11 protein-coding genes are annotated in these 13886 nt (G+C 35.0%); 10 read left to right on the top strand and 1 reads right to left on the bottom strand.

The window, feature by feature from the left end; genetic code table 11:
- Window positions 1-3 precede the first annotated feature (3 nt).
- The 7 genes from D1606_RS04055 (at window position 4) to qoxD (ending at window position 8389) form a co-directional block, all read left to right on the top strand.
- Window positions 4-981, top strand: coding sequence for an alpha-ketoacid dehydrogenase subunit beta (locus tag D1606_RS04055; RefSeq protein WP_119414730.1), 978 nt, complete (start codon window positions 4-6; stop codon window positions 979-981).
- 30 nt (window positions 982-1011) lie between these two features.
- Complete coding sequence (locus D1606_RS04060; protein WP_119414731.1) at window positions 1012-2340, top strand: dihydrolipoamide acetyltransferase family protein; 1329 nt, start codon at window positions 1012-1014, stop codon at window positions 2338-2340.
- A gap of 5 nt (window positions 2341-2345) precedes the next feature.
- The gene (lpdA, locus tag D1606_RS04065) at window positions 2346-3761 is read left to right on the top strand and encodes a dihydrolipoyl dehydrogenase (RefSeq protein WP_119414732.1); all 1416 of its coding nucleotides are present in this window, start codon (window positions 2346-2348) and stop codon (window positions 3759-3761) included.
- A gap of 828 nt (window positions 3762-4589) precedes the next feature.
- The gene (qoxA, locus tag D1606_RS04070; protein WP_119414733.1) at window positions 4590-5498 is read left to right on the top strand and encodes a cytochrome aa3 quinol oxidase subunit II; all 909 of its coding nucleotides are present in this window, start codon (window positions 4590-4592) and stop codon (window positions 5496-5498) included.
- A 58-nt stretch (window positions 5499-5556) separates the two neighbouring features.
- A complete protein-coding gene (qoxB, locus tag D1606_RS04075; RefSeq protein ID WP_119414734.1) occupies window positions 5557-7500 on the top strand; it encodes a cytochrome aa3 quinol oxidase subunit I in 1944 nt (647 codons plus the stop codon).
- Window positions 7500-8099, top strand: a complete 600-nt coding sequence (gene qoxC / locus D1606_RS04080) for a cytochrome aa3 quinol oxidase subunit III (protein ID WP_119414735.1) — start codon at window positions 7500-7502, stop codon at window positions 8097-8099. Before qoxB ends, qoxC begins: the two co-directional genes overlap by 1 nt.
- Before the next feature lie 2 nt (window positions 8100-8101).
- Window positions 8102-8389, top strand: coding sequence for a cytochrome aa3 quinol oxidase subunit IV (qoxD, locus tag D1606_RS04085; protein ID WP_119414736.1), 288 nt, complete (start codon window positions 8102-8104; stop codon window positions 8387-8389).
- Between the two features lie 50 nt (window positions 8390-8439).
- Here the strand turns inward: qoxD and D1606_RS04090 are convergent, their stop codons facing one another.
- Complete coding sequence (locus D1606_RS04090) at window positions 8440-9276, bottom strand: TetR/AcrR family transcriptional regulator (RefSeq protein WP_158582311.1); 837 nt, start codon at window positions 9274-9276, stop codon at window positions 8440-8442.
- A 106-nt stretch (window positions 9277-9382) separates the two neighbouring features.
- On the opposite strand from D1606_RS04090, the gene D1606_RS04095 reads away from it, so the two are divergent.
- From D1606_RS04095 to D1606_RS04105, 3 genes are all read left to right on the top strand, one after another.
- Window positions 9383-12532 (top strand): efflux RND transporter permease subunit, encoded by a 3150-nt coding sequence (locus D1606_RS04095; protein WP_119414738.1) that lies wholly within the window; start codon window positions 9383-9385, stop codon window positions 12530-12532.
- Between the two features lie 150 nt (window positions 12533-12682).
- A complete protein-coding gene (locus D1606_RS04100) occupies window positions 12683-13126 on the top strand; it encodes a CidA/LrgA family protein (protein WP_158582312.1) in 444 nt (147 codons plus the stop codon).
- A 1-nt stretch (window position 13127) separates the two neighbouring features.
- Window positions 13128-13805 carry an LrgB family protein gene (locus D1606_RS04105; RefSeq protein WP_119414740.1) on the top strand — a complete coding sequence of 226 codons (678 nt, stop codon included), beginning with the start codon at window positions 13128-13130 and terminating at the stop codon, window positions 13803-13805.
- Window positions 13806-13886 lie beyond the last annotated feature (81 nt).

Below are 13886 nucleotides of genomic sequence, written 5' to 3' on the forward strand. Positions count from 1 at the left end.
CCGATGGCACAAATGACAATGATTCAAGCAATTACAGATGCACTTCGTTGTGAATTAAAAGAAGACGAAAATGTGTTAGTATTCGGTGAAGATGTAGGTGTAAACGGAGGCGTTTTCCGTGCAACTGAAGGTCTTCAAAAAGAATTTGGTGAGGATCGTGTATTTGATACACCACTTGCTGAATCTGGAATTGGTGGTCTGTCTATTGGACTCGCTCTTCAAGGATTCCGACCAGTACCTGAAATTCAATTTTTCGGTTTCGTATATGAAGTAATGGATTCGATTTGTGGTCAATTAGCGCGTATGAGATATCGCTCAGGGGGAAGCCTAGGAGCACCTGTTACAATTCGCTCTCCATTTGGTGGCGGTGTACATACGCCTGAAATGCACTCAGATAGTTTAGAAGGTTTAGTTGCATCTCAACCGGGACTTAAAGTAGTCGTTCCATCAACTCCTTACGATGCAAAAGGTCTTTTAATCTCATCTATTCGTGATAATGATCCCGTTGTATTTTTAGAACACTTAAAACTTTATCGCTCATTCCGTGAAGAAGTACCGGAAGAATCTTATACAATTCCTCTTGGTAAAGCTGATATTAAACGTGAAGGGTCAGATATTTCTATTTTTGCCTATGGTGCTATGGTTCATGAATCGTTAAAAGCCGCTGAAGCATTGCAAAAAGAAAATTATTCAGCTGAAGTGATTGACCTACGAACTATACAGCCATTAGATATTGAAACAATTATTGCATCTGTTGAAAAAACAGGCCGTGCAATTGTTGTTCAAGAGGCTCAAAAACAAGCTGGTATTGCTGCAAATGTTGTAAGTGAAATTACAGAACGTGCTATTTTAAGTCTTGAAGCACCAGTTTTACGAGTAACAGCACCTGACACAGTTTACCCATTCCCACAAGCGGAAGCTGTATGGTTACCAAATTCAAAAGATATTGTTGCAACAGCTAAAAAAGTTTTAGAATTCTAATTTAACTAATACAAAGAAAGGGTGAATTACATGGCATATAAATTCCGTTTACCAGATATAGGAGAAGGTATCCATGAGGGAGAAATTGTAAAGTGGTTTGTTAAACCAGGTGATAAAATTGAAGAAGATACTGTATTGGCAGAAGTGCAAAATGACAAAGCAGTTGTAGAAATACCTTCTCCAGTTGAAGGTACAGTTGAAAAGGTTCTTGTTGAAGAGGGTACATTAACAACAGTTGGTACGGTTCTTTTAGAAATTGATGCGCCTGGATACGAAGATCTTGAGCTTCATGGGCATAAGGAAGATGAGGAAGCAGCAAATACAGAAGCACAAGTACAAGCGACTGCTGAAGATGGCAAAAAGGTAGAAAAAGCGCCTGTTGTAGAACAAAAGGAACCTGAAACTAAAGCAGTAGAAGCAGATTCACCAGCGCGTGTAATTGCGATGCCATCTGTTCGTAAATTTGCTCGTGACAACGGTGTGGATATTAAATCAGTTGCAGGAACAGGGAAAAATGGTCGTGTCCTAAAAGAGGATATTGAGGCATTTAAAAATGGCGGAGCAAAAGAAGACGCAGAAAAAGTGGATGTGTCATCTGCAATTGATGAAAATTCGACTGAAACAGTTACATCAACACCTGTTGAACTTCAAGGTGAATTCCCAGAAACACGAGAAAAAATGTCTGGCATTCGCCGTGCCATCGCAAAAGCAATGGTTCACTCTAAACAAACAGCACCTCATGTAACGCTAATGGATGAAGTAGATGTAACTGAATTAGTGGCACATCGCAAAAAATTCAAAGCTATTGCCGCAGAAAAAGGTATTAAGCTAACTTATCTTCCTTATGTGGTAAAAGCTCTAGTAAGTACTCTTCGTGAATTCCCAGAGTTTAACCGTTCCTTGGATGATGCAACACAAGAAATTATTCAAAAGCATTACTATAACATAGGTATTGCAGCAGATACAGATAAAGGATTACTTGTTCCTGTTATCAAACATGCTGATCGTAAATCAGTATTTGCCGTTTCAGATGAGATCAATCAATTAGCGACAAAAGCTCGTGAAGGAAAATTGGCTTCAAATGAGATGAAAGGTGCTTCTTGCTCAATTACTAATATAGGTTCAGCAGGTGGCCAATGGTTTACTCCAGTAATTAACCACCCCGAAGTAGCAATTTTGGGAATCGGTAGGATTTCTGAAAAACCTGTGATAAAAAATGGTGAAATTGTAGCAGCACCTGTGTTAGCATTATCATTGAGCTTTGATCATCGAATGATCGACGGCGCAACTGCTCAACATGCGTTAAACCATATTAAACGCTTGTTAAGTGAACCTGAATTATTATTAATGGAGGCGTAATTAAAATGGTAGTAGGAGATTTTCCAATCGAAACAGATACAATTGTTATAGGCGCAGGCCCTGGTGGATATGTAGCTGCAATCCGCGCTGCACAAACTGGACAAAAAGTAACAGTTATTGAACGTGAATACGTAGGAGGCGTATGCTTGAATGTTGGTTGTATCCCATCAAAAGCATTAATCTCTGTCGGACATCGCTTCGAACAAGCAAAACACTCAGATGATATGGGTGTAATTGTTCCAGAAGTTAAAATTGACTTTAAAAAAGCTCAAGCATTCAAAGATTCTGTAGTTAAAAAATTAACTGGTGGAGTTTCAGGGTTGTTAAAAGGAAATAATATTGAAGTTGTAAAAGGCGAAGCTTATTTCCATGATGCAAACTCTTTACGAGTAATCACTGAAAAATCTGCACAAACTTATACATTTAAAAATGCTATTATTGCAACTGGTTCTCGCCCCGTTGAAATTCCTACATTTAAATTCTCAAATCGTGTATTAAACTCAACTGGCGCACTATCATTACAAGAAGTACCTGAAAAACTTGTTGTAATTGGTGGCGGTTACATTGGTACTGAACTTGGTTCTGCATATGCTAATCTAGGTTCACAAGTAACAATTCTTGAAGGCGGCAAAGATATTTTAGCTGGCTTTGAAAAACAAATGACAACTATCGTTAAAAAAGGTCTTAAGAAAAAAGGCGTAACAATTGAAACAGAAGCTTTAGCACAAGGTGTTGAAGAAACTGAAACAGGTGTTACAGTTAAATACGAAGTAAAAGGCGAAGCAAAAACTTTGGATGCTGATTATGTATTAGTAACAGTAGGTCGTCGTCCAAATACAAATGATATGGGCTTAGAAGAAATTGGTATTGAATTTGGCGAACGTGGCCTATTAAAAGTTGACAAACAAGGTCGTACGAATATACCAAACATTTATGCAATCGGTGATATCGTTCCTGGACCACAACTTGCCCATAAAGCATCTTATGAAGGTAAAGTTGCTGCAGAAGCTATTGCTGGACAAAAATCAGTTGTCGATTATCTAGCTATTCCAGCTGTATGCTTCACAGATCCAGAAATGGCTACTGTAGGTCTTACAGAAGCACAAGCAAAAGAAGAAGGCTTTGAAGTATCTGCTGGCAAATTCCCATTCGCAGCTAATGGCCGTGCTCTAGCATTAAACGAAACAGAAGGCTTTGTAAAACTTGTTGCTCGTAAAGAAGATGGTTTATTACTAGGCGCTCAAATTATTGGTGTCGGTGCATCAGATATGATTGCTGAATTAGGCTTAGCAATTGAAGCTGGTATGACACTTGAAGATGTAGCAATGACAATCCATGCTCACCCTACTTTAGGTGAAATTACAATGGAAACTGCAGAAGTTGCATTAGGTAACCCAATTCATATTATTGCTAAAAAATAATAATTTCTTTGAAATTACCTCTTAAGATACATTTCCATGTATCTTAAGGGGCTTTTTTATTTTTGATGCCAATTATACTTTTTCAGTTTTATACTTCTTAAAAAACTACGAGGAGGACTGAAAAAGCAGCTACATATGTGATACCAATTTTTATATATGATGAGGATAAATACGTTAATATCTATTGAATGTTAGATTAACTGGCGTTTTATAAAAAAGTAAAACAGGTTTTATCTATCTCTTGTATTTAATCAGCTTAATCCTTCGAGTAAATGCTTTTTTAACAGAAAATATTATACTTTTGAAATGATCTATCTATTTTTATATAATAGATTTTCCTTTTTATTACAATGGAAACGAATACATTTGGAAAATTAAATAAAATAATTACATAATAATAACATATTCATGAATAAAAAGACCCTTTTTAAAAATAAGTACACATTTTATACAAATTATATCCACAAAATGTTCAAAATGAGTCAATTAAATTATGGAATTAGGTTTTTTTTTATTTTTTTATTAAATATATGGAGGTATAATTCATTTGAATTAAAAAATGATTGAAAAACCTCAGGAGAAAAAGGCGCGAAAACCTGGGTGCCATTTTTCCACTATATAGGTTGTGGGAATATTATTATATTGTCCGTTTATATAACATGAGCTATTAAAACATTGAGTGAGTGTTATATACCTACAATCTATAACTGTAGCAAATTCAATCTATATTAATTCAGAAGGTAGTTTCAAATCTTAGAAGGACGAATACTTCAATAAAACATTTTAAAAGCTTTATATTTTAATTGTTTTTTGAGAAGGGAGTACATTATGAAGAAAAAAGTTCTTATTATGCCGACAGTTATGGCTTTCTTGGCATTAATGTTGTCTGGCTGCCAACCTTTGATGATTTTTGATCCAAAAGGTCCGAATGCTAAGACTTTATCGGATACAATCATCTTATCCATAATAGTAATGGCTGTTATTTTATTAGTCGTTTATGTATTACTTGTTAATATGTTAACGAAATATCGTGCATCAAAACAAACAGCAGATTATGAACCTCCACACGAAGAGGGAAGTAAAGTATTGGAAATCACTTGGACAGTAATTCCAATTTTAATAGTAACCGTTTTAGCAATTGTAACGGTATTTACGACTTCTAAAGTTGAAAACCAACCAAAAGGTTATGGGGATAAAAAACCGCTTGTTGTTTATGCTTCATCATCTAACTGGAAATGGCACTTCAGCTATCCAGAACAAGGTATTGAAACAGTAAACTATGTGAACATCCCTACAGATCGACCAATTGAATTTAGATTGTATTCATTTGGACCAATCACAAGTTTCTGGATTCCTCAATTAGCAGGTCAAAAATATGCTATGAGCGATATGGTAACTAAAATACATTTAGCTGCTGATGAAGAAGGTTCATATATGGGTCGTAACTCAAACTTCAACGGTGAAGGATTTGCGAAAATGGAATTCGAAACACAAGCAATGTCACAAGATGACTTTGATGAATGGGTTAATGACGTAAAAACAAATGAACCAAAATTAACAGAAGCAAAATTCAATAAATTATTGAAAACATCTTTCGTAGGAAGAGAAAGTTTTTCTTCAACACACTTATCATTTAGTCCAGCTCCAATGGATATGAGCAAACACAATGATAGTAAAAAAGAAAAAGATGATTCAAAAGAGTCTCACGAAATGGAAGGAATGGATATGTCTCACTAGTTTTAGTGATCGATTTAAAAGATTACTAGACTATTGAGACAAGAAAGGAGTTACACACATGAGCATGGAAGAATTATTCGCGCCGATGAAAGAGCCGATGATTTTAGGTGCTGGGATAAGTATTGTAGTTGGTGCTATTGCGGTATTTGCAGGATTGACTTACTTCAAGAAGTGGGGCTGGCTTTACAAAAACTGGCTAACTACTGTCGATCATAAAAAAATCGGTGTCATGTATATCTTTGTAGCATTGGTTATGCTATTTAGAGGTGGTATTGATGCATTATTAATGCGTGCACAAACCGCTGTCCCAGAGAATGGCTTATTGAATGCGGAGCACTACAATGAAATATTCACAACTCATGGTTTAATCATGATTATCTTTATGGCGATGCCATTTATCATTGGTTTGATGAATGTCGTTGTACCATTACAAATTGGTGCACGAGATGTAGCATTTCCAAGATTAAATGCACTTAGCTTCTGGTTATTTGCAGCTGGTGCAGGTTTACTAAATATTTCCTTCGTAATTGGTGGTTCACCAAACGCAGGATGGTCTTCTTATTTCCCATTAGCAGGTATTGAATTTAACCCTGGTGTAGGGAATAACTATTATGCATGGGCTTTACAAATCTCTGGTTTGGGTACTCTAATGACAGGGATTAACTTTATCACAACAATTATGAAAATGCGTGCACCTGGTATGAAATTAATGAAAATGCCTATGTTTACTTGGTCAGCATTAATCACAAATATCATCATTACATTTGCATTCCCAGTATTAACTGTTGCACTTGCTTTGATGACTTTAGATCGTCAATTTGGTACTAAATTCTTCGCTATGCAAGATGGCGGTATGGATATGCTTTGGGCAAACTTATTCTGGGTTTGGGGACATCCTGAAGTATATATCGTTATTCTTCCAGCATTCGGTATCTTTAGTGAGGTTATTTCAACATTCTCACGTAAAAACTTATTTGGTTACACATCAATGGTATTTAGTATGGTATTAATCTCACTATTATCATTCATGGTATGGGTTCACCATTTCTACACAATGGGTCATGGTGTTATGGTTAATGGTATTTTCTCAACAACAACTATGTTGATCGCAGTTCCAACGGGTGTTAAAATCTTTAACTGGTTATTAACAATGCGACATGGGAAAATTTCATTTACTACACCTATGCTTTACGCATTAGCGTTTATTCCGATTTTCACAATCGGTGGGGTAACAGGGGTTATGCTTGCAATGGCAAGTGCCGACTATCAATATCACAACACAATGTTCTTAGTTGCTCACTTCCACTATGTATTAATCCCAGGTACAGTGTTTGGTGTATTAGCTGGTTATCATTTCTGGTGGCCAAAAATCTTTGGTTTCCGCTTGAATGAAAAATTAGGTAAAGCAGCATTCTGGTGTATAGCAGTAGGATTTAATGTTGCATTCTTCCCTCTATTTATTTTAGGTTTAGATGGATATGCTCGTCGTATGTACACATACTCAGCAGATACAGGATTCGGTCCTTTGAATATGTTATCATTCGCTGGTGCTCTTGTGATGGCAGTAGGATTTATGTTAATTTGCTATAACATTTACTACAGCTTCCGTCATAGTCCACGCGATTTAAATGGCGATCCATGGGATGCACGTTCTCTTGAATGGGCAACTCATAGTCCAGTACCAGAATATAACTTTGCAATTGTACCAAAAATCAATCGTTTAGATGAATTCTGGTATGCGAAAAAAGAAGGTAGAGATATTACAGCAGGCAAATATGAACGTATTCATATGCCAAATAATAGTGGCGCTCCAATGTGGATGGCTGGTGTATTATTCTTATTCTCATTCTTCTTTGTATTTAGTGTATGGTCTTTAGTAATTGTATTTGCTGTTGCAACATTAGGCTTTATGGCTTATCGTTCATTTGAAAAAGATGAAGGTCATCATATTGAAGTGGCTGAAATCGAAGCAACTGAACGTCGATTGAGAGGTGAACAATAATGTCAAAAGAAAATAAATCAGTTCCTTTAGAATACAGTACAGAAGAAAATGAATTGAAAATCTTTGGTTTCTGGGTTTTCCTTGGGGCCGAAATCCTTCTCTTTGCGACATTATTTAGTGTATACTTCGCATTAGTTGATCGCACAGGTTCAGGTCCAACAGGTAAAGAAATTTTTGAATTACCACCTGTATTAGTTGAAACATTCGTATTGTTAACAAGTAGTTTCTTAATTGGTTTAGGTGTTCATGCGATGCGTATTGGACGAACTAAAGCAATGATGGTATTCTACATCTTAACTTTACTTCTAGGGGCTGTATTCCTAGGTGTAGAAATTAATGAGTTCTTAACATATATTCATGATGGCGCAACAATTCAAACTAATGCCTTCATGTCTTCATTAATGACATTACTAGGTACCCATGGTGCTCACGTAACATTCGGTCTTCTATGGGGTTCAGGCATCTTAATGCAAATTAAAAAACGTGGTTTAAATGCTAAAACAGCAAACAAAGCATTTATCTTCTCACTATACTGGCACTTCCTTGATGTTGTATGGATCTTCATCTTCAGCTTTGTTTACTTGAAAGGAGTGTTGTAAAAATGAAAGAACTATTTCCTAAAGAACATGTAATGGGCTTTGTCGGTTCTCTTGTTTTAACACTCGCAGCACTAACCGTAGTGATGTTTAAAGGAATGTCTAACGGTGTTGCCATGACAGTTCTTCTTGTAACAGCAGCTGCACAAGCGCTTGTTCAATTAGTATTATTTATGCATATTGGTGAAACAGAAGATAAAAAAGCTTTATATACTACAATTATTTACTCAGTTGTAGTTGGTTTAATCACTGTGTTTGGTACATTGTTAGCCATGGTTTGGGGATATATGTAATACTGACAAAATGAAGAAGCAGTCTAACATTTAGATGTTAGACTGCTTTTTTACATTTCATCAGTAAATTGGTTGAGCAATACAGCCAACCATTTTAAATGATTGGTAGTCGTAAGATTTGATGCCATCCCTAATAAGATGGCTTTTCTTGGGGAATCTTTTTGTAATTCTTCAATGATCATATCAAAGGTGTCAATGAGAAAACTATTATCTAGATAATTTTCTTTACAATTTTTAATTTCGTCAATAATGTTTTTCTTTTCAATACGTTGTACGTTTCGTGGATTATGTTCATACATTTCCTTTGTTATCAGTGGAGGTACATTTGCCTCAACAAGTAGATCAATACGATTCACAAAGTATTTACTCAATTGATAATAATCAACTTTTTGTTTTTGCATAACTATGAATTCAGCGTATCCTTTCATCATACTTCGAATACATATTAGTAAATCATATTGAGTTTCTTCTATTTTAGATTGATACACTTCTTTAAGAATCGTTAGGGTCATGTGATCAGCAATTCTAAAATGATTATGAATTTTTTCTGAAACATTTTCATCTACAATTTTGATAAGTTCACGTATATGAGATGAGATAAAAGGTGAATTTTTTTCAAAAAAATGAAATGATAACATAAAGTATTGTGTTAATTTTTCTTTTGGGTCAACTTGTAGATTTAGTAGGTCCTGATATTTTGAAGTCATTTCTTGAATAATATACTCAACAATTGCAATTAGCAGTTCTTCTTTAGATTTAAATGAAAGATAAAATGCGCCTTTTGATATCCCACATGCATTTGTTATATCTTGTATGGATGTAGATGCTATTGATCGTTCAGATAAGATCTCTATGGATTTCTCAATAATTAGATCACGTTTAGACATATTTTCACTCTTTCTATGATTCTTACTATAGTATAGTTTGACTTTTGACTTATTGGTCATTATTATATTGAATAGTGACCGATAAGTCAAAAAAGGACGGTGTAAAATGAATTCGCTGATTAAATTTGTTTTAAAAAATAAACTAGCTGTATGGCTTCTAACGATTATTGTGGCTGCTGCAGGCGTATATTCAGGAACAAAAATGAAGTTAGAAACTATACCAGATATTACAGTTCCGATTGCTACTGTAACAACTGTCTATCCTGGAGCAACGCCACAACAAGTTGCTGATGATATTTCGATTCCTTTTGAAAAGGCAGTAAACCATTTGAAAGGTGTTTCAGCTGTTTACTCCAATTCATATCAAAATGCTTCTAGTCTACAAATAGAATTTAAATATGAGACGGATATGAAAGAAGCAGTTAGTGATATAAAGGAAGCACTTGAAAAGGTAGAACTACCAGAAACAGCTCAAAAACCTACTGTAGATCGAGTGAATATTAATGCTTTTCCTGTTGTTGCGTTAAGTGTTGCCAATAAAGATCAATCTATAGCAGATTTAACAAAAACAACAGAAAATTATTTTGTACCAAAACTTGAGGGAGTAGATGGTGTTGCATCTGTAACAGTATCTGGTCAACAAGTAGAAAAAGTAGAGTTAACTTACGATCAAAAGAAATTAGCTAAATACGGTCTTACAGAAGACACTATTAAACAATATGTTCAAGCAATGGACACCCAAGTACCATTAGGTATGTTCCAATTCAAAGATGAGGAACAATCAGTTGTTGTTGATGGGAAAATGACAACAATAAAAGATTTGAAAAATTTAGAAATACCTGTAACGATGCAAAGTGCTTCTGCCAATGCACAAGCAGCTCAAGCACAGGCAAAAGCAGCTCAAGCAAATGTACAAGGAGCGGCAAGTGCAAAAGCTTTCCAACAAACTAAACCATTTGTGAAATTAGGGGAATTAGCATCTATTAAAGTCATTGGTGATGTAGAGTCAGTTTCGCGTACAAATGGACAATCAGCTATTGCAGTTCAAGTTGTTAAATCTCAAGAAGCAAATACAGTTGATGTTGTAAATGATATTAAGGATGAAGCGAAGAAGTTTGAAAAAGAAAACAAAGGTATGGATATTGAGGTAACGCTCGATCAAGGACAACCGATAGAAGATTCTGTTCAAACGATGCTCGATAAGGCATTATTCGGGGCAATTTTCGCCGTTATCATTATTATGTTGTTCTTACGTAATGTTCGTTCAACTATTATTTCAATTATTTCAATTCCAATGTCATTATTAATTGCTGTTACTGTACTAAAACAAATGGATATTTCGTTGAATATGATGACATTAGGTGCGATGACAGTTGCGATTGGTCGGGTAATCGATGATTCAATTGTGGTTGTCGAAAATATCTATCGAAGAATTTATCTAGAAGATGAAAAGTTACATGGGCGTGCTTTGATCAGAGAAGCAACTATTGAAATGTTCAAACCTATCTTATCTTCAACAATAGTCACAATTGCGGTATTCTTACCACTTGGTCTAGTAGGTGGCATGGTAGGTGAATTATTCTTACCGTTTGGTTTAACAATGGCGTTTGCATTAATCGCATCCCTAATTGTCGCGATTACAATTGTTCCAGTTTTAGCGCATACATTGTTTAAAAAAGAGTTATATGGTAACAAAAAAACGAAAAAAGAAGAACATGGTAAATTATCGAGAGGTTATAAACGTATTTTATCATGGGTATTAGATCATAAATGGACCACATCTATTATTTCGATAGTAATTTTAGTCGCAAGCTTATTCTTAACTCCTCTCGTTGGTTTTAGTTTCTTACCAGATGACCAACAAAAAATGGTGTACTTAACATACACACCTGAACCTGGTGAAACACGAGACAAAGTCATTGATGATGTAGAAGTTATTGAAAAAATGATTATGGACAAAAAAGATGTTAAAACAGTTCAATCTTCAATTGGTGGATCTAATCCAATGATGCCTGGTGCATCGAATGGTGCATTAGTTTATGTTATCTATGATACAGATACAGAAAACTTTGGCGATGTAAAAGAAAAACTTATTAAAGAAGTTCTTGCTGTCAATCAAAAAGGTACTTGGAAGAGCCAAGATTTCACATCTACAGGATCAAGTAACGAACTCTCTTACTCTGTTTATGGTAATACGGTTGAAGATATTAGACCGGTTATAAAAGACATTGAAAAATTAATGAAGAAACAAGATAACTTAAAAGATGTTAAAACTTCACTTGCTGAGAACTATGCAGAAAAAACATTAGTAATTGACCAAGATAAAGTTAAAGCTCTAGGGTTGACAACTGGCCAAATTGCAATGGCGATTAATCCAAATACACAAACAGAAGTTTTAACCACTGTAACTAAGGATGGTAAAGAACTAGATGTGAATGTGCATAAGGAAGCCGCATCCCCTGAAAAGTTCCAAGAAGTTTTAAATGAAGAACTTGAAACACCAGTAGGTAAAAAAGTAAAAGTATCTGATGTTGTGAAAGTAAAAGAGGGAACTACATCAACTCAAGTTAACCGTAGTAAAGGTAAAATTTATGCAAATGTTACCGCTACTGTAACGTCAAAAGATATTACAAAAGCATCTTCAGCAGTTCAAAAAGATATTGATAAATTAGACATACCGAATAATGTCAATGTCGATACCGGTGGCGTTGCAGAAGATATGAATGAAGCCTTCTCTAAATTAGGTTTAGCAATCGCTGCAGCAATTGCCATTGTTTACTTCACGCTAGTTGTTACATTTGGTGAAGGTTTAGCACCATTTGCAATCCTATTCTCACTACCATTTACAGTGATTGGTGCACTTGTTGCCTTGTATATTTCAGGTGAAACAATTAGTGTATCCTCTCTGATTGGATTATTAATGTTAATAGGTATTGTTGTAACCAACGCCATTGTATTAGTCGATCGTATCATCCATATGGAACATGCAGGTATGACCATGCGTGAAGCAATATTAGAAGCAGGTGCAACACGTTTACGACCAATTCTAATGACAGCTATCGCAACAATTGGTGCGTTAATCCCATTAGCAATCGGTGCTGAAGGTGGCGGCCTTATTTCTAAAGGCGTAGGGGTTACTGTTATTGGTGGATTAATCAGTTCTACAATTTTAACATTAGTAATTGTACCTTTAGTATACGAATTGATTTCTAAAATCTTGAAGAAAGACCGTGCACACGAGAATAAAGAAGACTAAAATATATACCAATAAATCACAAGTCAGTTTTTGTAGAATATTCTACAAAGACTGGCTTTTTTATATCAGTCTTTTAGAAGAAATAAACTAGACAAATTTAGAATATTTTGATAAATTGTACTATATTAGTATGGGATGGGGTGTTCTGTTATGCAACAGAGAGGGTTGAAATATTTGAAAATTTTAAGCCAAGTAGCATTCTTATATGTATTATCTGAGTGTGGAAAATTGCTGATGGGAGCTTTACATATTAAATTTCCGGGGAGTATTGTAGGACTAATCTTATTGTTTGTGTTACTTGCTACAAAAATAATTCCTGAGAGTTGGATTTCCAGCGGAGCTGAAACATTACTAGCGTATATGACATTGTTTTTTATTCCAGTAACAGTAGGAATTGTAGATTATCCAGAGCTTATTTCTTGGCAGGGGCTCATTATTATTGGAATTATCTTAGTTAGTACAATACTGTCTATTGTTGCATCAGGAAGAGCTACGCAATTAGTTGAAAATCATATAGAAAAGCAATCAGAAAATTTAGTAGAACCTATTGTGGAAACGACTATTGAAAAAATACAACAAAAAGGGGAGTTATAAAATGATAGCGATAACCGTTTGTGTGGCAACATTACTTGTGTTTTTTCTGATGAAAAAGGTTTATACGCATTTTTATCATCCTATCCTTTTCCCTGTATTTACAAGTGCGATTATTATCGTCAGTGTATTATTAGTATTCCAGATTCCGTATGAAACATATATGATAGGAGGACAATGGATTGATCGGCTTCTTGGGCCTACAGTGGTAAGTTTAGCTTTGCCATTGTATAGACAACGAGAGCTTATTATTAAGAATTATAAAGCAATCTTAACAGGAATCGGATCAGCGTTATTTTGTGGTATTGCTATTGTAATAGCACTTGCAGGTGTATTACATCTAAAAAATGAGTATTTAATGACGCTTATTCCAAAATCTATAACATCACCAGTTGCAATGCAGATTAGTAAAGTGATAGATGGGAATCCTACACTAGCTGCAGTATTTGTAATTATAACTGGAATAATTGGTGCAATCATTGGTCCATTCATCTATAAAATTTGTAAAATTGAAACGCCAATTGCAAAGGGTGTCTCTATGGGAAGTAGTGCTCATGGAATAGGTGTTGGAAAATTAACAGAATATGGTGAAAAGACATTATCTATGGGATCTGTATCGATGACATTAACGGCCGTATTGGGTTCAATAATATTACCTTTATTTGTCATAATATTTTTTTAGAATAAAGTCATTTCCCAGGGAATATACTATTTATTAATAACGAAAAGTTGCAGACCTTTCGCTATACAGTTTACAATATTA

The sequence above is a fragment of the Rummeliibacillus sp. POC4 genome (assembly GCF_003576525.1).
Taxonomy (GTDB): domain Bacteria; phylum Bacillota; class Bacilli; order Bacillales_A; family Planococcaceae; genus Rummeliibacillus.

Coding starts and splice junctions, on each gene's coding strand:
- D1606_RS04055 (WP_119414730.1), top strand. CDS start 4: ATGGCACAAATGACAATGATTCAAGCAATTACAGATGCACTTCGTTGT.
- D1606_RS04060 (WP_119414731.1), top strand. CDS start 1,012: ATGGCATATAAATTCCGTTTACCAGATATAGGAGAAGGTATCCATGAG.
- lpdA (WP_119414732.1), top strand. CDS start 2,346: ATGGTAGTAGGAGATTTTCCAATCGAAACAGATACAATTGTTATAGGC.
- qoxA (WP_119414733.1), top strand. CDS start 4,590: ATGAAGAAAAAAGTTCTTATTATGCCGACAGTTATGGCTTTCTTGGCA.
- qoxB (WP_119414734.1), top strand. CDS start 5,557: ATGAGCATGGAAGAATTATTCGCGCCGATGAAAGAGCCGATGATTTTA.
- qoxC (WP_119414735.1), top strand. CDS start 7,500: ATGTCAAAAGAAAATAAATCAGTTCCTTTAGAATACAGTACAGAAGAA.
- qoxD (WP_119414736.1), top strand. CDS start 8,102: ATGAAAGAACTATTTCCTAAAGAACATGTAATGGGCTTTGTCGGTTCT.
- D1606_RS04090 (WP_158582311.1), bottom strand. CDS start 9,276: ATGTCTAAACGTGATCTAATTATTGAGAAATCCATAGAGATCTTATCT.
- D1606_RS04095 (WP_119414738.1), top strand. CDS start 9,383: ATGAATTCGCTGATTAAATTTGTTTTAAAAAATAAACTAGCTGTATGG.
- D1606_RS04100 (WP_158582312.1), top strand. CDS start 12,683: ATGCAACAGAGAGGGTTGAAATATTTGAAAATTTTAAGCCAAGTAGCA.
- D1606_RS04105 (WP_119414740.1), top strand. CDS start 13,128: ATGATAGCGATAACCGTTTGTGTGGCAACATTACTTGTGTTTTTTCTG.